At 63.6% G+C, this 24645-nt stretch carries 8 protein-coding genes; all 8 read right to left on the bottom strand.

What is annotated here, in order from left to right; translation table 11 throughout:
* Nucleotides 1–3: 3 nt before the first annotated feature.
* From GBRO_RS01740 to GBRO_RS01705, 8 genes are read right to left on the bottom strand one after another with little or no spacing between them, the layout of a single operon-like run.
* The gene (locus GBRO_RS01740) at nt 4–1815 is read right to left on the bottom strand and encodes a UvrD-helicase domain-containing protein (protein WP_012832282.1); all 1812 of its coding nucleotides are present in this window, start codon (nt 1813–1815) and stop codon (nt 4–6) included.
* Entirely contained in the window at nt 1812–3956 is a 2145-nt protein-coding gene (locus GBRO_RS01735) for a UvrD-helicase domain-containing protein (RefSeq protein WP_012832281.1), read from the bottom strand. The genes GBRO_RS01740 and GBRO_RS01735 overlap by 4 nt, the downstream gene beginning before the upstream one ends.
* The gene (locus GBRO_RS01730) at nt 3953–10186 is read right to left on the bottom strand and encodes a DEAD/DEAH box helicase (protein WP_227892835.1); all 6234 of its coding nucleotides are present in this window, start codon (nt 10184–10186) and stop codon (nt 3953–3955) included. Before GBRO_RS01730 ends, GBRO_RS01735 begins: the two co-directional genes overlap by 4 nt.
* A gap of 26 nt (nt 10187–10212) precedes the next feature.
* Nucleotides 10213–14934, bottom strand: a complete 4722-nt coding sequence (locus GBRO_RS01725) for an Eco57I restriction-modification methylase domain-containing protein (protein ID WP_012832279.1) — start codon at nt 14932–14934, stop codon at nt 10213–10215.
* A 4-nt stretch (nt 14935–14938) separates the two neighbouring features.
* Nucleotides 14939–17752 carry a DEAD/DEAH box helicase gene (locus tag GBRO_RS01720; protein WP_012832278.1) on the bottom strand — a complete coding sequence of 938 codons (2814 nt, stop codon included), beginning with the start codon at nt 17750–17752 and terminating at the stop codon, nt 14939–14941.
* Nucleotides 17753–17787: 35 nt separating this feature from the next.
* Nucleotides 17788–19530, bottom strand: a complete 1743-nt coding sequence (gene drmB / locus GBRO_RS01715; RefSeq protein WP_012832277.1) for a DUF1998 domain-containing protein — start codon at nt 19528–19530, stop codon at nt 17788–17790.
* Complete coding sequence (locus GBRO_RS01710) at nt 19527–22715, bottom strand: helicase-related protein (RefSeq protein ID WP_012832276.1); 3189 nt, start codon at nt 22713–22715, stop codon at nt 19527–19529. Before GBRO_RS01710 ends, drmB begins: the two co-directional genes overlap by 4 nt.
* The gene (locus GBRO_RS01705; protein ID WP_227892834.1) at nt 22712–24526 is read right to left on the bottom strand and encodes a UvrD-helicase domain-containing protein; all 1815 of its coding nucleotides are present in this window, start codon (nt 24524–24526) and stop codon (nt 22712–22714) included. The genes GBRO_RS01710 and GBRO_RS01705 overlap by 4 nt, the downstream gene beginning before the upstream one ends.
* Between the last annotated feature and the right edge of the window lie 119 nt (nt 24527–24645).

Here is a 24645-nt window from a genome sequence, read left to right as displayed (position 1 = left end):
TGCTCACGACGGTTTCGGCGCAACCAACCCGAATACCCGCGGTACCAACCAGAATCCCGAGGGACCCAGACCGGCAGCCTCTGTCACTCGCGGATCTCCTGCAACCGTCTCAACTGACACCAAGCGCACTCCCTCGACAACGGCTCCATCCCAACCATCACGGAACTCGCGTCGCCAGCCGAAATCGTAGGCAAGTGCTCTCCCGAACCACTTATCGGTGAAGCCGAGTTCCGCGCCCTTCGAGGTGCTCAGGCAGAATATCGGTTTGTCCGCTGTGGACTGGGTGGGATCGAACACCCCGAAGATCTCCTGGCCCGGCGAAACCTCGGCGAGATTCCTCTGGATCTCGTGCGCCCTTCTCGGGTCGCCCTGCAGTGGCCGCGAGTCCATCACATCATTGCCACGTAGCTCCACCGCAAGAGTGTAGTGCTTCCCGGACTTGCCCTTCTTGCGTTCCCGCGATCGCCCATTCCGTTTGTCGAACCAGACCCACTCGGTGGGGATGTCGATCACCGCGACCATGTCGCGCGCCCGGCTCAGCGCAACGTATCTCTGACGGATGGCCGGCCAATCGTTCTGATCGTTCATCGGGCTATTCGGGTGCACGAAGTACGCTCGTTCGAATTCAAGTCCTTTGGCTCGGTGGATCGTGGAGACGATCACATGCGCTTGGTCGGGTTCAGTGAGGGTCAGCGGCATCGCGTGGGTCGATATCAAGCTGCGCAGGCGAGGGAGGTTGAGCTGATTCATGGTGCGCGAGCGCCCTTCGGCACCCTTGAGCAGGTACCACGCCTCGTCCCGAAGTCGAGCCGCGAGTTTGCTCTCGATCGCCGACTCGACGTCAGACCTCGCCAACTCCGGTCCCTCGACCCCCTCGAACAGCTCCGCGATCCATTTGGCGGCGCCAAAGTCCTGCGCGGGTCGTCGGACGACATGATCAATGCCCTGCTCAGACAGGAAGTTGGACACCCTCAGGACCTCGCCGTTCGTTGCGCACAGCACCGCCGTCCGACCAGCGGAGGCGTCATCGAGAAAGTGCCAATCCCGGATTTCGCCCGAGTGTGGCAGTGTGCTCTCGAACTCCGTGATGATCTGAGCTGCTTCGCCCCTCTGCTCGTCTCTCATCTTGTTGCCCAGTTCGATCACGCCGCGCGGGAATTCGCCGCGGGCGCGATAGTTGCGGTCGAGGCTTAGTTCGGTGCCACCGTGGGATTTCGTGAGGGCGTCGATGAACTCGCTCGATGTGAGTTTGCTCCGAGAGTCGTCGAGGGTGAAATCATAGAGGGCCTGCAGTGGATCACCCAGGGCTGTAAACCCCGCAGACTCGTCCAGGCGCGACAGCAACGCCAATACCATCTCTGCACGGTCACCAACGAGGTCCTGGACCTCGTCGAGAATGATGTGCGCGATGTCCTCCACCCCGTCGACTTCAGCCGAAGTCGTCAGCAGTCTGGTGGCGGCACGAACCCTCTCGTTGAAGTCCCCCGCAGGCTCGATACCGTTCTGCGACAACAGATACGACGCCAGCGAATCAAACGTCCTCACGTCTGTACGCGCGATGTCTCGCACGTCAAGTCGCGTTCGCACTGCATGTACCGCAGCACGCGAGAAGCTCAGTGCCATGATCTCGGTGGACGCCGAAAGCCCCTCATCTTCTACGAGATACTCGATCCGAGATGCCACCACCTCGGTCTTGCCCTGCCCGGCTCCCGCGATCACCAGGAGTCGCGCGTCTGCGGGCGCCTCGGCGACAGCACGTTGCGATTCGTCGAGTTCGAACGCGACAGCGTCCCCAGCGGCTGTCGTCTCGGTCATGAGAGCATCTTCGCAGGCTTGCCGGAATAGGCGATCGCCATCCGTTCACGCGCCCTCGAACCGGCAACGTAGAGAACACTTCGCAGTTTCTTCCGCTCGCGGCCGAGTTCGTCGCCCGCTTTCCGGAGCAGAAATGGAGGCGGGAAGTCCTTTTCGCCCATCCGCGCGAGGATCACGCCTCGATATTCGAGACCCTTGGCGCGGTGCATGGTCATCACACGAACCGCATCACCCAGTTTCTCCTCCGCCGTGTTCGGCCCCACGGCGGCGCTGGGCACCCCTTCGGACTCGAGAGCATCGCAGATCTCATCGACATGACGCTTTTCGTAGGTGAACACCGCGATGTCGCGAAGTTCCAGCCCCTCTGCCCGCCAGGTCTTGATCAGGGTCCCGATTCCGCTGTTCTCCTCACCGTGAGACTCGAAACCGAGCATTTCCGGCTCGGGTCCCCCGAACACCGATCGGGCGCCTTGGAGGGTGTCGGAGTCCACGTCGAGGTCGTCGACGTCGGGGTCAGCCATTAGCAGGGTCCACCGAAGGATCTCGCGACTCGTGCGATAGTTGATCGTGAGCCGTCGCGATCGTCCTCGAGTCTCGATTCCGTAGCGGGACAACGGTGTCGGGCGGCCGTAGATACGTTGGTGTGCGTCGCCGACGATGAAGAGGTCGTCGGTGTCCGGCGCGACGAGAGCGCGCAGCATCTTCCAGTGGGCTGGGTGCAGATCCTGGGCCTCGTCGATGACGGCGTTCCGATAGCCGAACCTGTCGCGCAGTCCCGGGTCCGCGGCGAGGGCCGATGCAGCCCGCGCCGCGAGCTCGGTGAAGGTGATGAGTCCCTCGGCACGCATCAGGCGTTGGAAGTGTTCGACGACCTTCCAGACGTCGGCACGCTGGGGTCTGGAGAGTCGCTGTGAGCGGCCCGTCCTGGGTACACGAAGGTACCCGGCCTCGTCCTCGATGGAGTTGCCCAGCACCACCAGCGCCCATTCGTCGGAAAGGAAGCCCGGCTCCCACTTCCCGGTTGCCGTCTGGGCGGCGGTGGCCCACAGCTGCGCAACCCGGGTGTCGCTGTCCTGCACGATGCTCGAGGAATTGACGAGGACGCGACCGTTGTCACCGGCGGTGAGAACCTTACGCGCCAGTGCGTCGACATTGAGGACGTCGACAAGGCCGGTGATCTCCTTGCCGGCCAACATGATCAGCTGGGCTTCGATGTCTCGCACCAGGTTTCGGGTGTAGGTGGTGAGCAGCACCTTCTCGCCACTGCCGCTGTCCTCGATGCGTCGGGCGAGATGGCGGGCACGATGTAGGGCGGTGACGGTCTTGCCGGTCCCCGCGCCACCGGTGACACGGAACGGACCGTTCCACCCATCATGGGTGGCCAGATCACGCTGCAGCGGATGCAGCCACACGCGCCACTTCGCGAAGTCTCCTTCGAGCACGGCGCGCAGCTCGGCCTCGTTATCGCCGGCCGCGGCGGTGAACGCGAGCCGGGAGATGGGGCGCTCGAGCGCCTTCTCCAGGTCGTCGGTGTCGATGGGCCCGGGTTCCTGGAGGGCGTAGTCCTTCCACACGTCATCGGGGCTCTTGCCGAAGGCGAGGTCGAGGACGGCTCCGCCCTGCGTGGACGGAAGCGCGCCCGCGATTGCCAGGAAGGCTTCTTCGCCGGTCACCTCGGTGAGGCGCTCGGCGATCCCGGGTTCCACGCCGAAGCGTTCGAGGTCTGAGGTGCGGACGGTCGATGGCATGAATGGTTGTTCGCTCGGCTGGGCGACGGGTGCTGTGTCCACAGCGGTCTTCAAAGCCACCTTGTCGAAAAGTTCTGCAGCTCCGGTCTTCTCATTGACCTGGACGGTGACCTTCTCGGCGAACTCGTATGCGTCGTCGTGCTTCATCACCGCAATGAGGTAGAGGGCGGATTGCCCACCAGGGTCCATCAGTACGGCACGGTAGTTGTCGGTGACGCGGGCTGTCCGAATGTGCTTGTCGGCTGCCCCTTTTGGCTGCTTGAAATCCAGGCCGCTTCCGTCGGGGTCCTGTTGGAGCTTGACCATGAAGTTCAGGACCCGGGACTTGATGCTTCCGTCCAGCTTGTTGTAGGAGCCCTGGAACATTTCGTGCATCTGCACATATCGGGTCATCGTGTCCCTTCCGTCAGACATGTGGCGACGTCGTCCACACCGGCACCTGTCGTGGTGTCCACGCGGAACACCTTCCAACCGTTGTCGTCCAACCATGCCTCGCGAGCCTCGTCGACATCGGTCACCACGGCCACCTTCGGTTCCTCCCAACCCAATTCGACCTGCCAGATCGACTCGTCGGGGCCCAGTTCCAATCCGACCTCGGGGGCGTCGAGACCGGCCTGGGCCAAACCGGTCACGAGATCGTCGACGACGGGATCGGCGTACTCGCGGACGATCTCCCATTCTCCGGACAGCGGGGTGATCATGTCGGCGCGACCGCCTGCGGTGATCGCCAACGGCACCGGAACGGCGAGGAAGTCGTCGACCGACCTGGTGGTCCATATCGCGGCCATGCGCTGGGGCATGAGGTCGCCGTAGCGCGGCAGGGTGAGGAACTGCAGGATGTTGGACCACCGCAGCCAGGCCCGCCACCGTGCGTCGTGCTCTGGTCCGCCGACCACGTTCGCCCGGTCGTCGAGCAGTGTGAACACCCCGAGCGTGGTCCGGAAGGAGTCCGGCACTGCGCAGATGATCAGTGGGAGACCGCTGAGCCCGTGGCGGGGAACGACCATGACCGAGCCGGTCTCGTCATCCGTCATCGCCGCCCCGGCGGCCGCGTCGATCAGAGCGGTGGCCAGTTCCGACGGTGCCACCCGGAAGTGCTGGGCGGTGCCATGCTCTGCCGGGCCGGTCACCAATTCGAAGACGGTGGCCTCTGCCCCTTCTCCCCAGACCGTGGCGTCGGGGTCGGCGATGTATTCGAGCAGGAACTCGATGGGGTTGGCCCAGATGTGGCGCACACGGTTGTCGGACACGTTCTCGGCAACGAGATTCTTGATGTGCTGGTGGACGATGTCGGCGGAACGCTGCTTGGCCGAGCCCGTCTCATCGGCGATGACGTCATCCCATGAGATCGACCAGACCCGGATGTCGGAGCGGCGCAACGCGTCACGCTTGCGCGCATCGTCGTCGGTACGATTGTGCTCGACGCTCGCATGGAACTGCTTGCCGTCCAGATAAATGGCGACGTCGGCGGTCTGGGCGTCAACGCGGGTGAACAGGAAGTCTGGCTCGGTCGCCACGCCGCTGTGGCTCATCTGAACCAGCGGACGCATCCGCCAGCGTCGCGTCCGACCGTCTGGGGCCGGTATCCGGATGTCGAGTTCCTCGCCCTTGCCTCCGAGCGCGACCTCGTAGGACGCCCCTTCTCGCGCGTCCAACCGGGACTTGAGCAACTCGCGGAATCGGATCTCCAGCTCACTGAGTTGCACCTTGCCGATGTCGATTCCGGTGACCGTCCCGATACTCTCGACATCCCACTCGGAGAGGAACTCCTCGATCAACCGTAATGCGGCTTCGCGAGATGCGTGTTCCATGTCCCGGGCCGGCAGAACCCCGTAAAGGCAACGGTGGCATGCCTGCTGCTCTTCGGTTCTGCACGGGCACTGTGCAAGTGCGTCTCTGGCGAGGGACAGAATCTGATGCATGCGTTGTGGGTCGCCGAACCTATCGAGGTATCCCGTTCCGCCGGGAACCGTGTCGTGCAGCACGAGAAACCGTCGGGTGGCCCCTTGGGTGTCGCTCATGCTGGAGGCCACGACCGCCAGGTGCTGCGGGTCACCGCCGAAGTCCTTGCGCAGTCCCAGGAGCAGAGCGCCCTTGAACGACGCGAGGGTCGTCTCGAAGTTCAGCAGCGAGACGGGCAGCAGGAGTCGGACGGCCTGAGTACGCAGTTCGTGCGACAGCAGCAGGCGCGTCCATTTCTCGGTCCCACCTCGACGGGTGACGCAATAGCCGCGGTGGCGGACCTTGTCCGTGGAGTTGGGTCCGGGCGCCACCACCCCGCAGTGTTCACAGGTGGTGAAACCCGGTGCGGTGCGGGCCTCGCCCGCGATGGTGATCTGTTCGCCGGGCGCATCGCCATAGCCGGTGTTGACGGTCCTGATCGTCGCCGACCGCGCATACTCGGCTCCGAACGCCGTGTTCTTGAGCCGCCACGCCCGATTGATGTCCTTGGGTTCGATGTCGACACCGGTGATGGTGCCGAAGAAGGTCCTCGTGCGGTCCTCCACCTCCTCGTCGATGAGGACGTCGTCGAGTCGGTGAACCGCCGACACCTTGCGCAGTTCGAGGACCTTGTGGACCGCACCCGAATCAGACACCGCACCGGAATGGCAACGCGGGCACGACGGTACGGTTGCGGAGTCGGTTGTCCCCCAACCACAATCAGGACAGAGTCGGGTTCGACGCCAGTGCGGCTTGGTTGCGGGCCCGATGTCCATGGCGTCGATCTCGACGCGCTTTCCGCCTGCGTAGAAGTAGGCACCGGGCGCGAGTTCGGTCAATGCGGTGGAGCTGCCCCGCTCATAGGTGAGGTCGAGGGCCTCGGTCTGGGGTTTGTCCCCTTGAGAGGTGTTGCCCTCTCGTCCGACGGTCCACCAGAGGTGCACGTCGAGGGTCGTGGAGTCATCGAGGAGGTTGTAGTTCGGCAACAGCCCCACCCCGGAGAGGCCGGTCAACGTCTCGATGGTGGCGCGGTCGTAGAGCTGGTCCGAGAGGGCCTTGAATTCGCCCGCGCAACGCTTACGGTCTTCGCGCTGGGCATCGTCGAGGTGACCGTGACCGTCGAGGACGGCGATCGCCTCCGAGAGGGCGCTCATCCGGTCCCGGATCTCGTCGGTCTCCTCCACCCATCGCGCAGCGACGGCTGCCACCTGCAGACGAAGGCCGTCGGATGCGAAGTCACCCAACTGTTCTCGTGCGAGATCGCTGAGGTGCTCGCCGAAGAGACCCAGGAAGTCGGCGGACAGCTTCGCGGCTCCGGCCGTGCAGGTGTCGACGACGCCACGTAGCCATCGGCCCTCGTCCATCCCGTTGTCGAGGCAGTCGGCCAATCTCGCCGGCATCGGGGGCCCGATACGCAGAGCGCCGCCGGCGATCCGGTCGAGGCAGAATGCCAGGTATTGGCGTTGCAGGAGTTCGGTGGCCTCCAGATACGCGCCGGGTGGCAGTACCTCGCCGGCGAGAAGGTGCTCGGGTTGGGCGAAGTAGTACAGGTCGCGAGGTGAGGTGGGTACCGCCGCGAACACGAATGCGTTGCCAGTGGACCGGCCCGCACGACCGACTCGCTGGAGGTAGCCCGCAGTCGAGCGTGGCAGCGAGGCCAACGACACGGTGCTCAGATCTCCGATGTCGATGCCTAGTTCGAGTGTCGGTGTACACGCGAGGATGTTGGGATCCGACGCCGAGCCGCCGACCTTGAATCGGGTTTCGACCTCTTCACGCTCGTCTCGTCCCAGGAGGCCGGTGTGTTCGGCACTGACGATGCGACGGATGCGGCCGCCTCGGTACATCGTTCGGTAGAAATTCGCGGCCGGGATCTCGGCTGGTTCGAGTCGTCCGGTGCACCGCATCCGGGGGCACGGTGCTTTCTCCCAGATCTCGATGCGAGAGGCAGAGCATGGTTGGAGGTGGTGGCACGTGGGGCACACCAGCCGCCCGAGCTCATCGGTGTGGAGCGTCACCGACTGCGGATCGAGGCCAAAGATGCGCGCGCCTTTCTCTCCTGCGCGGTCGTGCAGGGGTCCGTTGTCGCCGGCGAGCAGGGCGACGACGCTCATGAGCATGGCTCTCGCCTCGCCTGCGGTGACTCCCAGGCATCTCTTGGTCCAGTCGGTCAGCCAGGATTCGCCACGCGGACTCAGTGATTGGAAGTCGGTCTCTCCCGCGGTACCCGTGGTGTAGAACGACGGTGCCGGTCGACCGCGTGGGAACTTGGGCATGCCGTCGGCGCTACCTCCCCAGATCGACCACCGCTTGCCCTCTTGCGTGATGTAGGTCGTCAGCCACGGGTGGAGGATGCCACCGCCGGTCCTGAGGTGGTCGAGGAGTCCGAGCAGCCAGATGCGATAGGACGCGTCGTCGGGGAGGTCGGTCACGCTCAGCTGGGGCAGGTTCTGGTGGACGTCGCGTGCAGCCGCGCCGAAATACGCCAGGTCGACGTCGACATCGACGGCTAGTGAGGACGTGAGTTCGAGTGTGCGGCCGGTGCGTGTGCCCAGTCCGACCTCGAGTTGGGACTGAAAAACGAGTCTGGTGGCCAGGATTCGTCGCAGGGTCCCGTCGTCGTGGTCCAGCCAGTCGGCGTCGGTGGTGAGGCGCCGGGCAAAATCGGGCGGGGTGATGGCGTACAGCTCGTCGGTGGTGGCCCGGGTGGCGAGTGCTTGCCCGACCTCGGCGAGGGTGCGGTTCCCGTCCTCCACACAGGCGTACAGAGCCGAGCGGAAGTTGAACGCGAAGGCGCGGCCCTCGATGAACGCGGCGCGGTGGGCGGCGTCCTGGACTGAGTCGGTGAACACCAGGGTCTTCTTCTCCGCATCAGGGAGCAGACGTGAACCGAACTCCGTGGTGAGGCCGACACTGAGCAGGGTTGCGACGCTCGAGCCCATGTACCGGATCGCGTTTCGGGCGCCGCATGATGGACAGACCTCGCCTGCGGCTTCCTCGTCATCGATGGAGATGTGAACGGCCACGGTGCCCTCGCGCGGCGCCGCATGCACCTCGAGGGTTTCGGGGTCGAGGTGACGAACCCCGTCTTCGGCCGGGTTGGCTGCGAGCATCACGCGGTTTTTCGCACGGCTGCCGGACCGCGCGCTGTTGCGCCAGATGGCCGGTGATTCACCGGAGAGGCTGTCGCCGAGTTCGGTGGTCGCGGCCATCCATCCGGATCGTCCGCACACTCGGCAGTAGGTCGCGGGCAGATGTCGTTGTCCTTCGGCGGGACCCGAGTGCCACCAACGGAAGTCGGGGGTGTCGGAGACCAGTCGGAGCATGCGGCTGAGTTCCCGTACCCACATCTGGACCTGAACATTGACCAGAGGGCGCAGCGATCCGGAGACGTCTCGCACCCGCGCTATCGACAGCAGCGCAAGGAATCTCAGCAGCGCGGTCTGCGCCTCGCGTGGGGCCGTCGAGTTGTGCACTCCCCACGGGAGGATGCCCGCCTGCGCGACGTCCAGCACTGCGTCTGCGACGGTACGGGGCTGCGCGCCCAGGACGTCGATGACGACGCGGGTGAGGAAATGTCGGCGCAGTGCACCACCGATGGTGACGGGATCGGAGAAGTCCTCGGCGCCCGATTGCCCGCCGGCGAGGACGGTACGTGCCAGTGGCTCCCACGAGGCCGGGTCGTCGGCGACGGGTTCTGGGACGGCCAGGATCTCGGCGACCGAGGGGATGTCAAGGGTGAAATCGACTTCGCGGACAACGTCGATGGGTGCCAACGAGGTCTCTCCTACGACCGAATCGGACCCGAAGTCGGAGCCGAACACGGTGCTCGCGAAGCGACGGAGTTCGACGGATTGTGAGCCACCACCAAGGGTGGCCGAGGTGGCGACCGGGGTGACCCGCCCCAACGGGCCGGCCGCACCTTCCAGTCCCAACCGGGAACCGAGACGGCGGATGAGCATGGCGACGTCGGTGCCCTGAGCTCCGTCGTAGGTGTGGAACTCGTCTAGCACCAGATACTGCAGTGTGGTCGTCGCGTTGTCCCACAGGCGGGTGTCGGCCTGGCGCAGCAAGAGCAGATCGAGCATCCGGTAGTTGGTGAGCAGGATGTCGGGTGGGTTGTCGCGCAGGGTGTCCCGGTGATCGATCAGGGCATGGGGGCCGGCATGCCTTCGTTTACCCTCACCGCCGATGTAGACACCGGCGCTCACGCCGGCGAGGCGCTCATCACCGTGCAGATAATCGGCAAGGCGACGAGCTTGATCGGTGACGAGTGCGTTCATCGGGTACAGGATGATCGCCTTGATTCCCCGCTCGCCGCGGGCCGCGGCTCTCTTGCAGTGATCCAGGAGCGGAACGAGAAACGACTCCGTCTTTCCCGATCCGGTGCCGGTCGTGACGATCGTCGGCTGGGCCGCCTTCCCGTTGGTGGAGAGTCGCGCAAACGCCTCTGCCTGGTGTTGAAAGGGCCGAAAGCCCGACGGCATCCACTCCAGCGGTGACACCCAGCCGTCACCGACAGGTTGGTACGGGGTGCGGATCTTGAGGTAGGGCCCGCGAAAGATGCCGGTGTCGGTGTCACCGAGGAAGTCGCGCAACGCCGTCTGGGTCGCGGGATCGGAGAGGGCGAAGGTTGTCGTCAGGTATTCGACGATCGATTCTTGCGTCTCTGCCGCCAGCAACGAAGGGAGGCTGGGTTGGGCGAGCGTCATCCATCCGCCAATCGCTGCTCGAACTCGGCGTACGCCGCACGCATCTCCGCCTCACGATCGGGCTTGTAGAACCAGGGTTCCGCGTGCTCGGCATCCGGCTCGAACGGCGTGTAGCGGTCCAGCAAGTCACCGTGGTCGCCGCCGATCATCCATTCCTGCAGGAGCTTGAAATCTTCCTTCTGTTGGTGAACCCCTTGTGCGTGATGATCTTTCGCGATCTTACGACCGTTGGCGTCGAAATACATCTCGTACTCGTACTTGCGAAGCACCGGGAACTGCGTTCGGAACATGAGTGCAAGATGCTCTGCGGTGAGCCCCAGCATCAGGGCCGAGAGCGCATCGATCTCGACCAGTGCGGCGCGACGCTCGAAGTCGGTGCGGAGCGGAGTGGTCATCGACCATTCGGGCACCGAGACCCCGAGTGGCTTGAGCTGACCGGCGAAAGGCGCGGTCCACATGTCGGTGGCGAATCCCTGTTCGTACAGCGCATCCCACAGCGGTTGGTAGTCGCGCGTCAAGCAGTTCAGACGGAGAGTGCGGAACAGGAGCTGGGCGGCAGCCGGGTGATCCACGGGCGCAGGAAACCGATCCACGACTTCTGTTTGCACATGGGGTCGACCGCTGACCTTCACCAGATAGTCGAATGGGAGCGATGCCCAAAGTCCGGCTACCAGTCCGGTCATTCTGAGATCGGAGAGTCCGTCAGGACTCGACAATTGTTTACAGGTGCTAGCACATGTACACACAGTCAACGAGTTGACTGTGTTTACATGTGCTGCCCCCGGTGGCACAAGGGCTGCGTGTAGTGATCTCTCCAACCCGGGTTGGGTCATATTGCGCCACGCCACCCGCCAGTAGTCGGTCGCCGGCCGATCCCCCCACTTCGGGATGCCGGCATCGTAGGTGTCGCGATCGCACGCCCGCTGATAGTTGGTTCGCGGGATCACCGACTCCGGAAGGGATTCGAGGTCCCAGGTGGTGTAGTCACCCTTGCTCCTGCAATTCTCGTTCGGCTCCTTGGCAAACGGCGTAGCAACAGTGAAGTGCGGCCCCTGCAGGACCACTTCATCCCAACTACCGGGAAACTCCGTGCGCCACTCGATGTACCCGTCCTTCTTTCCCTTATCTTCGTCGAAGCACCTGGTCCACTTGTATCCGAGCGAAGCAGTTCTGAATGGGTACCGGGCAACGGTGGATAAGACCTCAACATGTTCGCGGGTTACAGGCCTCAGCAAACGCGCTTGAACCGCAGGTGTACCGACTGGATCAAAAAGCATCGCCCAGTCCGCCAAGATTCTCTCAGAAATCGTCTCGATTCGGGAAGCGTGCCCCCGAAGGTCCCACCCGCCCCACGGATACTGGATTCCTGGAACGTCCTTCGATTCGGCCTTCGCGAAGGAATCGTCAATGGTCTGAGGGTCAAAAAGGGAAGTAATCTGTAGAAATCCCACCTCTTTCGGAGGCCCATACACATGGACTCCGAAAACTACAGTGTCTCCAATACCTTCAAAATACATATGTTCGTTGAAGAATTGCCAATGTCGACGGAGACGGGGATAGGTTTTCGCTCGTAACGAGCCGGCTTTTGGATCGCTGAAATGACCCTCCGGATGGATCAGCCCCGTCGCGGAGCGCTGCGGTGCCGCATTCCGCCACACCTGCTCCATGAAGTTGGTATACAGATTCGTTTGAACACCTGTCAGAGCTGGATGGATCTCAGGTGAACCTAGATGCTCAGCGGTCCCTGCCCACCAAGCTAAATCGTCAAGATACAGCGCTCTTGTCCACTCGTCTGCCAGGAGACGGCTTCGCCTCGAATTAAACTCAGCTACTGGGATCTTTTCACGGAGCGCGAACACTGGATCAGACTCGCTCAATGTCTCGTCATCACGCCATTTGGGCCGCACCCAGGGAGGGTTCCCAACCTGCACATCGAACCCTCCACGCTGGAAGATCTGGGCAAAGTCCAGTTCCCAGTGGAAGAATCCCTGATCTTGCGCGATCTCCCTTGCCGTACCCAGCCATTGGTGACGCAGAAGCAGATCCGGGATGGTTCGCATGCCCGAGAACCGACGGTCCTGATCGTCGATCTGAGCAAGTTCTTTAAATCCGTCGGCGAGGTCCTGGAACGAACTCTGGCCGGCTTCAACCTTTTTGATACCCGCAGCACCAAGAAGCTCTTCAAGCGTGACGATCCACTCGTCCAGTCCTGGAGGCCCTGGGTGACCCTGGTCGTTGTCCGCGACGGAACCGGTAACGGGCCAGAACCAAAGGGCGCACCAGGCATCCATCGCCAGGCGCAACCTCTCGTATGGTCCTTCTGGATCGTGCAGTTCCCGCTCGACGCGTTCGCGGTCCACCGCGTCTTCCACGACGGGCAAGTCGGCTCCCCAGACGTCGATCTGGCGGGAGATCTGCTGCTCACTGATCTCCAGACGCCGTAACGCCAACGCCCACAGACGTTCCACTCGAGTGGCGAGCGCCTTGAGTCGGTCTGTCTGCTTCTGGTTCGGCTTCTTGGTGACCCTCTTGCGCCATTCCCGGAGCGCTGCCGCTGCATCGGGCGCGAGTTCCTTCGCCTGCTTGGCGTCGGCAACCGCGGCCCAGCCTTCGGCGGGCAAGAGGAAGTGGTGGATCTCGCCGTCCCCGATCGATCCCTCCGACAGAGGACGATCGGTGGGAGGCGTCTTCAGCCAGCTCTTCTTGGCTCGCCCAAGCGAGGTCAGGTCGTAGGTGGCGCGGCGCGCGCCGATCAACGAGTTGCCACGACGCAGGTGCAGTCCGAACCACGGTGCCTGCAGGCCGCTGTGCATCACGTTGAGCCACAACGAGACCTCGGCCAGCTCGACCGCAGTGGAATTGAGGTCCACTCCATAGGCTCGGTGTAACGCCAGATAGGCCTTCACCTTCTGGAGTTGGGTGGTGTAATCCTCCGGCTTGATCGGCGTCTGCAATTCGTCTTGACGCCGACGCAGATACTCGGCGGCCAATTGGTTGATGGCCTCGTTGAGGAAGGCGCCGCTTCCCAGGGCCGGCTCGCAGATTCGGTACTCCAGGATGTCCTGGGCCTTGGTGTCATCGGTGATGAGCTCCGCGAGTGCGTGTTTGACCACGCATTTGGTGAGCACTTCCGGGGTGTAGTAAGAGGCACTGCGCTGCCGGTCCCGTCCGGAAAGTCGAAAGACGAAGCTACCCTTGGGATGCCGGACGATGTCCTTGCGGCCGGTGAGTCTGTCCTCGCGCCAGACGATGTCATCGGCGTCGTAGTCACCGGACCTGGTGGAGGGAACCAGCCACGATCCCTTGTCGGCGTTGCCGTCCTTGGCGACCTCCACCATGTCGTCATCGGCGATCAAACCGCTGTAGGACATCAGGCCCTCATAGACGGCACCCAGCTGGTTGATACCGAGCTGCGCGTACGAGATGTAGCCGCGCTGTGCGCCTTTGCGCTTCGAGGGTTTGGAGAGCAGCAACAGGTTGAGTACCTCTTGCAGGACACGGTTGCTGATCCGCATCCCTTCCCCGTCGATGTAGGGAGTCTTTGCCGGATCGAACAGATCCGACCTCAGCGGCTCGAAGACCATTCCGTCGACGTCGCGGGCGCCTGCTTTGTGGCCGGTGTTGACCAGCCGGAACAGCAGATCCAGCGACTCGTGGAGGTGGTGCCCGTCGGCGGAGCGTCCGGTGAGGGGCACCTGGACGAGTTCCCGCAGTCGGTCGAGTCCATAGCCCGATTCGTACTCCGGGGTGCCGACCGGCAACACTCCAAGCTCGGGACGCGCCTCGGCGAAGAGCAGGAACAGGATTCGGTACAAGAACCGCAGCGACTGTGTGGTCAGATCGCGCGGGAGTTCAGGGATGCCCTCGACCGGCAAACCCGCCTCGCGGCGTCGGGTGAGAACCTCGTTGGCGATCTTCTCGATGGAGGTGCGCAGCCCTTCGCGGAGGTCCTCGCTGACGCCGACGGCGTGCTTCTCCGAGCTCTCGGTGTAGTGGTCGATCTCGGCCTTGCCGTCTTCCTCGTCGGGGAGAAGGGCGTTGGCCGACCAGAGCCCGGCATGCCAGGTGAGTTCGCCGCTTGCCTTCTCGTCGCGGCGGTCCAGGGCCGTCGCCACGTCGAATGCGAGGTAGCGTCCTTCCGACCATCGGCCGACGTCGGTCAGCAGTGCGACGCCACCGGCCACGACGAGCAGGTAGCGGGGTGCGGCGTCGCTGACGAACAGCTGCGTGACCGCTTCACCTACCGCCTCGATCTTCTCGATCTTCTCGCTGGTGACGTGGCGGCGAAGAGGTTCGACGAGTTCGGCATCGCCGCCGAACAGTGCGTCGGCATTGTCCACCGGATACGCCTGCAGGATGTGCAGCGAGTCCGTGGAACCGGTGCTGGGGTACCGCGCGAGGACCGGTACGTCGATTGTCGTATCGGCCTGGGCGGTCTCGATGGTCACCGCTTCAGCGGTGAACCCGACCGCTGCCAACAACGTGGAGTGCAACTCCGTCACCCTCGCGTCGATCGTGTCGGTGGCGGGCGCGGGGAGGTCGCCGAGATCGCGGATATACGTGCTCGCAATCGTTGCGAGTCCCTTCACCGGGGTCGGCTTGTCCTGCTCGGCCCACTCCTTCCATTGCCGAGCGAGGTTCTTCAAGTTGGTGGGGAAGACCTCGGCCAACCAGTGCTCGGAGAGGAAGTCGTTGACGTTGTGAATCGAATCGAACATGCTCTCACCCTCTGGGCTTCGGAATGATGACGCCGACGACCCGCACAAACGGTTCACCAGACGCGGCCATCGAGTCGATGATCGAGGCCCAGCTGTCTGCGGTGTGTTCGATCTCCAGTCGGGCGTCCGTGCGTTTGCCGGGCTCCGCGGCGATGGTCAGTGCGGTTTGTTCCCACCTGGTCAGGTCGGCGCGGTAGCGGTCGACACGGTCGATCAGATTGTGTTCGAAGTCGTCGCGTCTGGCACGGATGTGGTTACGGGCTGCGTCGACCGCCGCGGGGACCAGATGTTGGAGCGGCTCGAGGGCGTCGTCGGGTACCCCTGGGTTGCCCGCCGCCTCACTGAGCCCGGCGACCTCGACGACGAACTCGAAATCGACGACCTCGGGGGCGTCGGGAAGGCCGGTCACCGCACCCCAGTGCGCGATGGCGGGACGGCCTGCATCGTTGGACCAGACAGCCTGGGTGAGGAAATGGGGGTGGTCGACGGCGCCGGTGACGACGGGAATCTCGTTGCGCCCGAATCGGCCGATCGCGCGATCCCCTGCCCAGTCGAGCACCGGATGGATGGGGGCCAGGAAGTGCACGTCGGGCCACGAACTATCTTGTGCTCGTTGGGCACGCGTCAGTCGATCCCTGGCGAGGTCAGGGCTGCCCGTCAAGCGCAGACGCTTCTCGATCTCCTGCTCGCGCAGATAGTCCGGCGGCAGGTCCCGAAAGCGGGTGAGAAGATCCTGGGGCGGCTTGAAGGCGACCAGATCCTGTTCGTCCTCGCGATGGATGTCGAGGTCGGTACCGCCGTCGGCGGAAATGTCGGCGAGTTCATCGGTCAGGTAGTTGTCGTCGTCGTCGAACAACGACAGCCGGGCCGCGGTTTCCGGTGCCGGCTCGCTCTCGTGGGTCCCACCCTGAACCATCAGTCGTGCAAAGGGATTGAGCCTCTCAGGGGTGGGCTCGGGTACGAGGTCGTCGAGGTCGCGGCCGGTACGGATGGCCTCCATGACGGTCTCCTCCTCGATCTTGGAGTCGTGGAGGTCGAGGAGGACCTCGGCGTCGCCGAGCGCGCGGTTGGCCTCGTGTTCCTTCTGCAGCAGTTTCGTGACGACGTTCAGATCGTCGGTGACGTCATCCTCAGCGGCAAGCGCGAGCGCCGCGATCTGAGGCGAATGGAGTTGGCCGTATCGATCGATGCGTCCGTTGCGCTGTTGGATGCGGATGAACGACCACGGCAGATCGTAATGCACCAACTGGTGGCATTCCTTGTGCAGATTCAGACCCTCCGATGCCATGTCGGAAGCGATGAGAATCCTGATGGGAGAAGCTTTCTGCCCGAATCCCTCGACCACCGCCTGGATCTTCTCGTCGGACAGTCCCGCGTGCAGCACCTCCACCGCCAGGAGTCCGTTGATCGCCTTGGTCGGGAACTTGAGTCTGCGACGGAGTTCCGCCTGCAGCCAGTCGAGTGTGTCGATGCGTTCGGAGAAGATCACCACGCGCTCGTCGGACGACGCGGCAACGCCGATCCTGCCCAGATAGGCTACGAGCTCCTCGAGTTTGGCGGGAGTGGTCGCCTCGGCTCGTTCCGCGAGGTCATCGAGCCGCTGCAGGGCGACCGACTCCCGGTCCCTATCGTTGTCGATGGTCCGGAGCCTGCGGGCGATACTCGCGCGCAAGGCGCGTGGCGATGAGAGAAACGCCTTGTAGAGGGTCCAGGGGAACAGTTGGCGTCCCTTGCCCTCGATGACCGGGTCACCGGTGGGGTGTAGCCACACGTCTTCGAGTTCGCGCAGCACGGCTCGTTCGGCGATGGTCGGCGACACCCCGACGATGTCGGGCTTGCGTCTCTCACGCCACTTGTGGGAGACGTCGAGCTTCACGTCGGCGGAGTTGCGGTGTCGACGAACGTAGAGGTGTTCGATGTCCTTGGCCTTGTAGTCGTTCGGGTCGACGATGGCGGTCGGATCGAGCATGTTGATCAGCTCGGCGAAGGATTCCTGCTTGCCGTTGTGTGGCGTCGCGCTCGCCAGGATGAATGCATCCGATTGTGATGCCAGCAATCTCGCCAATTCGTTGTTCTGCGTTCCCCGATTGATCAGGTTGTGGCATTCGTCGATGACGACGGCATCCCAATGCTGGCTCTTGAGATGGTGCTTGTACCGCGCCGGGTTCTTGAGTGTGTCGATGGAGACGATGACCCGCTTGTAGTAGCTGAAGGGATTGCGTGAGCTGGGCAGCGTCTGCTTGACCTTCTGGATACCTGCGGAGTCCAATCGGACCAGCGGGATGGCGAATCGGGTCCACAGTTCCTGCTGGAACTGTTCGAGCACCGCACGCGGGGTGACCACGAGGATGCGTTCACCACGTCCGCGACGGATCAGCTCGGAGAGCAGGATGCCGATCTCCAGTGTCTTGCCGAGTCCGACGGCATCACCGATGAGGATGCGTGGCCGGAGGTTCTTCAGTGCCTGCGCGGCCGGCCGGAGCTGATAGTCCATCCGGTCGAGCAATGCCTCGTGGCCGACGGTGATGCGGGTGTCCGAGGCCGGGATCGGGCTGCCACGTCGTACCGACTCCAACCACAGGCGCGTGCGGCGGAATCCCGGTGACGTGTCGGCGACGAGCGTGCCCGCTCGCGGGTCGAGCCGGTGCACGGTATCGAGCTCTGGGTGATCGAAGAACACCGCATCCTGATCCCGCACCAACTCGCTGACGCCGGTGACCTCGACGCGCGTGCCGTCCAGGTCGGTGGCACGCGCGGCACGCACGAGCCACTCCTCGTCGCGGACGATGACGCGCTCACCTGCGGCGATGTCAGCCATGTGCTCTGCCTCCTCGATACTGCCCCAAGGGCAGCCTATGTCCGGCCCAGATGCACACTGAACAGGCCTGCACTCTCCTCGCCCGGTTCGTGGGTCCCGAACAGCAGAGCGCGATCGAGGAGGGTGTTGTTGAGCTCGCACGACGTCTCCGGGGCCAGCACACACGCGTGGCAGGCAGCCATGTTGAGAGCGTCGGTTCCCGAGGCGGGCGACTCGATACAGACAGGGTCCGAGGAGCACCAGGAGAGCCTGTCAAGTCCTTCGTTGATCGCCGCGGCGAACTTCTCCGGGTCGGCTTGGGAGGCCACACCGCCGAGGCTGCCCGCGGAATCGGAGCTGGCGGTGTAGATCAGGATGCCGGCCATCTCGTCGTCGACGAAGAGGCGCTCCCGCAACGAGGACGCCGGGTAGCCGGCGTCGAGGGAGAGTTGGTCGATGAGGATGTGTGCGAGCGTGTGCAGAGCGACCTTGGCGATGTCGACCTGGGTGGGTGGACGTTTGAAGGCGATCCCTTGTCTGTCGGCGGCATCCTGTAGCTTGCGTCGCCGCCCCTGAGCGAAAGGTGTTGCAGCCCAATCGGTCAGTTCGTCGCGGTCGAGTGCCAGGAAGATTCCCTCACCGATGACCTCGATGGCGGGCAGCCAGTACAGGGGTTCGGGTGACAGTGAGCAGAACGATCCCTCGTCGGTGGAGCCGCTGAGGCGAGAGAATCCGCGCAAGGCGCGTACCTCCCGCAATCGCGTGACCTTGCGCAGATCCGTGAACAGGCCGGGAACGTCTCCGGAGAACTGGCGTTTGATCACGGTCTTCTCACAGACGAAGTCGGATTCGTCCTTGTCCTCTTCGCGCCCGTCCATGAGCGCCTGGAACTCCTGCCGACGCAACTGCTCCTCGTCGATATCCTCCGCCGTCTCCTCGCCGCGGCGGCGTTCGACCTCGGCGACGATCTGCTCGACCGTGAATCGACCTCGGGACTGTTTGGCGATGTTCCGGAGCAACGCATCGTTGACCGCTTCCGGATCTTCGAGCGCCGCCCAATGCTTGTCGACGAACTTCGCCAAGGCTTCCGAATAGGGCGGAATCGAGATCGCCGACAGGACCGCGGGGAACCACACGTTCGAAGCGCCACGCTGGAGAACACGTGGGGTCTCGCCGCACTCCTCCGAGTGGTCCTCACCGAGCCACGGACGACGTCCCCGGCAGCGGGTGATTCCCTTCATCGCGGATGCCTGCGAGGCCTTCTCGAGAGTCTGTTCCTTGACGCCACAGCTGCATTCGAGGACGAGGTCGTCCAGTGATGATGTCCGTCCGAGTGACACCATCCGCATCTCGTGTTTCACAGCCGCTCGATCCCCCGCGTCGCGATGCAGCCATTGGTAGAAGGGGAATTCGTCGATGTGTCCGCGCGGGCACGCGATGATCAGACGAAACGGTGAGAGCGCGGCGCCCGCCCTGCCTTCCTTGCACTTGCAGTTCGATGCGTTCCAGTCCCCTCCGAGCGCAGCCGTGGTGCCGATGCGGCGGCATCCCGGGCAGATCTGGGTTTCGGGGAAGCGGACGACCGGGACGTCTTTCCTTCCGCCGGCCGGAGGCGATTTCAGCTCCTGGACGCGCAATGATCGAGCAAGCCGGGGCTCACTGATGACCGGGGATCGTTCCTCGTTCCATTCGTGCAGTCCCACGATCATGAAACTCGATGTCTCCGAGGGAAACAGACCACCGATGCCGTAGGTACTGAGCAGTTGGCTGCGACGGGCCTTGGCCTCGGCGATGCTCACTTCTTCCTCCTCATAGGGATCTGGTGCAGGCTGCTCTCGGCGTCTACGTCGCGCATGCTCTGTAGGGTCGGCCACGGAACCTCACGCTGCGAATACTCGATCTCTTCGCTGGTGAGCGCGTCCTCCGGGCGCACCATGAGTGCCGCCTGAGGGTTCCGGCTGTTCTGGTACTTCATGTTCTCTCGCGCTTCGCCCTCGTCAGCCCACACCTTCAGGAGCGCGGCGATCTCATCCTCGGTTGCGGCCTGCTCGTCCGGGGCCACTCGTCCGACTCGCTCGGATATCAGGTCTCCGACCTTGGTCAGGTCATCCCAGTAGTCGGCTGCGAGATGAGCCGAATCGTTTCCTGCCAACTCACCTACCAGTAGCCGCGTCATCGCGATGAGAACGCCGTGCAAACCGCGATCCCTTGCCCGAGCGGCAAAGGGCGTCGCGCTCGTCGCTTCGACTGCACGGTAGAGGGATTGGTGAAAGGGTCGGAAGCTCTCGTAGTGCGAACGATCACGAGAACGGGCCGAGTTGAAGATCGTGACCACGAGGCCAGGATGCTGACGACCCACGCGGCTCGTCGCCTGAATGTACTCGGCGCTGGCCTGCGGCTGACCCATCACGGTCATCAGACCGAGTCGGTCGATGTCCACACCGACGGAGATCATGTTGGTCGCCAAGACGACGTCGTCGGGCGCGTTGCCACCACCGAGCTTGCGTTCCAATGCCTTCAACCTTCCCGGGATCTCCGAAGAAGGAACACGACTGGTCAACTCATTGACCGTTTTGAGCTCACGCTGCGCTGTGCCATTGCGCTTCGACACAACCCCGAGACGTTCCCTGACATCTCCCTCGACCTGGAGATTCGCGCTACCCAACACACGGAGGCTGTTGAAGTAGCCCAGCAGGGTCCAGTACGGGTCGCGAGTGGCGTCGTCGCCCTCGATGTCCTTGGCTGCCTGGAGCAATGCCGCGTAGACGCGGACGAGCAGGGTTGCATGGCTGGTCCCGGAGGCCATCACGCCCACATACCTTCGGGTGCCGAGCTGGTCTTTCCCCGAGGGCTCGGCGAAGAATGACTCATCGGGATCGATGCCCGGCGGCGGGAAAAGGGTTGCCGAACGGGCGAATACCGCTTCGATCTGCTCGTCGGCGCGGCGGATCGTCGCCGTGGAGGCGATCACCTTTGGTCGCGCCCTGTTGTACTCGTCGTGGATCGACGGGACCGAGCACGCGGCATCGACGGCCGTCTCGTACAAACCCACCATCGATCCCAGCGGCCCGGAGATCAAATGCAACTCGTCCTGGATGATCAACTCCGGCGGGGTGCCCTTGCCGTCGCGGGCGAACAGCTTTCCGACGTTCTCGTTCCACGCCATCATGGCGAACTTGTCGACGGTGCCCAGGATCAATTCCGGCCGCTCGCGGTAGACATCCTCGTCGATGACGTGAACGGGTAACCCGCTGCGGAAGTCGCACGATGATGTACCGCACGCGATGTTGAGGTGCTCGCTCGGCATTCTCGCCACCTTGTAGTTCTCGTGATCGAGAAAGGTTCCGCACCAGGGGCATTGGGTGAGCTGGACAGGGTTCTTCTCCTGGAGTTCCTCACCACGAGCGAGCTTCTTGAGTGACGTTCGCGCCTCTCTGAGGCTGTTGGGAGTGGCGCCCGCGCCAACCCACAGTCCGATCGAGAAGGGACGCGATCCCAGCTCCGGATTGCTCTTGCGAACCGTCTCCAAGGAGCACATGAGCATGGACGCGCGCTCGAATTGCTGGATGGTGAGGAGACGCAGTGTGTACCGCATGATGACGGCGACTCCGTATGCCGCCGAGTTGCGGATTCGACGCAGGAGGATGACGAAGGCCACGAGCCCGAGATAGGCCTCGGTCTTGCCGCCGCCCGTGGGGAACCACAGGAGGTCGGCGATCCCCCGGTCGTCGTGGGCGGGGTCGGCGATGCCCGGGAGATTGAGCAGTACATAGGCGATCTGGAAGGGACGCCACCGTGCGTCGGCGCCATCGCCCACAGTTCCCTGCGCACCACCTCGCACCCAATCCTGGCGTGCACGTTGAAGTTGCATCGCGCGATTCGCCAGACGAAACGCACGCAGCGCGTCGGCGTCGTCCTCGAGAAGCCGGATGCCGGCATCGATCCGATCGGCGGCCTTGCGCATCTCTCGAAGATGGCGCTCCGCGACCGGTTGCAGATCGCCGCCGACGCGTGCGGTCCCGGTGCTGACCTCGCCCTCCAAAGTGTCTATCCACGAACGGTATTGGCTTGTCAATCCCCGAAGGTTGGTGCTGATCTCTCCGATGGGCCGCTCGGCCAACGTCTTCATGTGCAAGTCGATGCCCGTGACGACTCCCGGCTTGGCCCGGTGGACCTCGTGCGACGGGATGAACGTGGTGGCAACCTTCGAGACCGCGCCGTCGTGCACTTCGTCCAGATCCCACTCGGCTGCGCACCCATGTCCGATCGCGAACGTATGAGCGTTGCGGTACATCAAGGCCGCGGTGTCAAGGTCGGGATCGACACCGATGTTGTGGGCGGCCGATCGATCAACGATGTCGGCGTGTTGGGTCTGTACGGCAATGCCCACCTGGAACCACGAGATCCCGTCGCGCAGGTCACCTTTGATGGCGGTATGGGTGTTCTTGAGGGCGACGGTCACGGTGACCACACCATCCCGCTCTGGGCGCACGTAACGATAGAGCTGCAGGCCGTCCGCGACATCATCCCGGTAGACGCCAGGTCGTTGTAGTTGCTGCGCGAAAGTCTTTGCGGGAACCTCGTGGCGTCGCCATCCAAGCGCTGCCTCGTCATCGTCGGTCAGCTCCTCGTAGCGTCCCGCGCTCGGGGCGATAACCACTGATTCAGCCGACGCACGCACCGAGAACGTCAGACCCACCGAGGACGGGAATCGCATGCGGGACTCCGCGACCGGGCTGCCCTCATCGGACTCACCATCGGCCTCCGCGCCGGTCGGCTCGGCCTCGGCGGCTTGCTCGGTGGCCTCGGCGTCCTCTTCGTCCGCGGGTTGCGGCCACAGCGCACCGATGATGTATCGACTCAGCGGCGCCTCGCCGATCACTTCGTCGTCGCCCTCGCCAGGCCCGACAAGGTCACCCCGCAAGGCGTCGACCATCGCCTCCCGAAAGCGATACTTCTCTGCCAGAACGTCGTCCACGCTCATCCCACTTTCTCCATGACATCCCACAGTGGCCGTGCCAAACCCGCGACCCTGGGCACCAACCAGAACCCTCCGGGTCCCACACCGGCTTCTTCTGCAATACGAGGATCACCTGCTGTCGTTTCCACCGATACCAACACCATGTCGGTGAGCTCGCTGGGCCACTGCCCAGGGCGGACCCTGAAGAGTGCCGCGAACTCCCGCCCGAAATCTTCTGTGGTGACACCAATCGGAGATCCGCCAACGGTCAGCGCGTAGATAGGCCGCAGTTGATCCGATCGGGTGATGTCCAGAACCGCATTCACTGCGGTGCCGGGGATGGCGCGGTCCAGGTTCTCCTGGATCGAGGAGGCGGACTGCTCTCCGACCGCCACTGGCCGCGAGACGTAACCGTCGTCGTAGCCAATCTCCATGGCGCGCGCTCGCAACCTTCCTTTGGTCCCGGCACGCTCTTGGTGCCGGCCAGGTAGCCAACCGCTCTCAGAGATCACGGACCGCGATCGCGGGGTCTCGATCCTGACGATCGACTGCGATGCGCGTGTGAGCGCCACATACTCGAGCCGGACCTGTTCCCAATCATCACGCTCACCGGCGAACGAATCGCGCCAGTCAGCGAGAAAGACGTTGTCGAACTCCAAGCCCTTCGCACGGTGGATGGTCGAGACAACGACTCCGACGACATCATCCTGGGTTAAGGCGAGCGGGACGTTGGCCGCGGCGACAGCGCGCCTCACACGTCCGAGATCGATCTGCTCCGTGCTGCGCGACCGTACGTCCACCGCTTTGAGGAGATACCACGCTTCGTAGGCTTCCGCCCCGAGTATCTGCGCCAGTCGAGTCTCAACCTCCGATCGCGCGGCGGCAGGTCCAACGAGGGGCCCCAGCGCACGTCCGATCCACTTTGACGCCCCAAAGGCCTGCGCGGGCCTGCGCACAGCGTGGCGAACTCCGGCGTCGACGAGCTGTCGAGAAATGCGCAAGACCTCAGCGTTCGTGCGGCATAGCACCGCAGACCGCCCCGAGTAGTCACCGAGGAATTCCCACCTATCCACACGGCTGATCTGCGGTAGCGACTCACGGACCGCGCGCAACACAGACAAGGCCTCGGTTGCGTCGTCCGTGCGCCGCAACTCTTGACCTAGCTGCGCGATTCGGACGCAGTCCTGCCCTTGGGCTCGGTGATTCTTGGACAGCGCGACCTCGGTCGCACCGAAGTCACCTGCCACCCGGGCGAGGAACTCCGCCGATGTCGTCTGGTCGGCGGACTCCGTTCGGGCGAAGTCATAGATGCCCTGAAGCGGGTCTCCGAGAACGGTGAATCCTGCATGCTCGTCGAGCCTCTCCAGCAGCGCGAGCACCAGTGCCGCCCGGTCACCAACCACGTCCTGGACCTCATCAATGACAACGTGGCAGAGATCGTCGATCCATTCGGTTCCGGCGGCATGCTCGGCCAGGACTCCGGTGGCTTGTCGGATCCTTGCCTCAAATCCCGCCTGTGGTTCCTCATCGGCGTCGATTAGTACCTGCGATGCGAACGAATCGAAGGTCCTGACGTTGAGCTCGGCAATGTCTCGCTCCGAGAGCCGCGTGCGTACGGCATGGACCGCTGCCCGCGAAAAGCTCAAGACCAAAAGCTCCGACGATGCGGAGAGCCCTTCCTCCTCAATCAGGTGTCCAAGGCGTGCCGAAACGACTTCGGTCTTCCCTTGACCTGCGCCTGCCACCACAAGCAGTCGCTTGTCGACCGGCGCCTCGGCGACGCGCCGCTGCGCGTCGTCGAGCTCGACCTCGGATTCCATGCCTTCGGTCGTCACCCCTCCAAGTTTGCCGGTGTCGGAACACAGTGGGAACTACTGCTTCCAGCAAACCCGAGAGTATCGGCACGTACCCGAGATTTAACCGAACCCATGCAAGAGTTCTACTCCATCAACGG

The sequence above is a fragment of the Gordonia bronchialis DSM 43247 genome (assembly GCF_000024785.1).
GTDB lineage: Bacteria > Actinomycetota > Actinomycetes > Mycobacteriales > Mycobacteriaceae > Gordonia > Gordonia bronchialis.
Note: the sequence above shows the minus strand (reverse complement) of the source record. Positions and strands in the feature narration are given on the sequence as shown.

Bases quoted from the DNA above. Each gene is read 5' to 3' on its own strand.
- GBRO_RS01720 (WP_012832278.1), bottom strand. From the start codon at position 17,752: ATGGCTGACATCGCCGCAGGTGAGCGCGTCATCGTCCGCGACGAGGAG.
- GBRO_RS01740 (WP_012832282.1), bottom strand. From the start codon at position 1,815: ATGACCGAGACGACAGCCGCTGGGGACGCTGTCGCGTTCGAACTCGAC.
- GBRO_RS01725 (WP_012832279.1), bottom strand. From the start codon at position 14,934: ATGTTCGATTCGATTCACAACGTCAACGACTTCCTCTCCGAGCACTGG.
- GBRO_RS01735 (WP_012832281.1), bottom strand. From the start codon at position 3,956: ATGACCCGATATGTGCAGATGCACGAAATGTTCCAGGGCTCCTACAAC.
- GBRO_RS01710 (WP_012832276.1), bottom strand. From the start codon at position 22,715: ATGAGCGTGGACGACGTTCTGGCAGAGAAGTATCGCTTTCGGGAGGCG.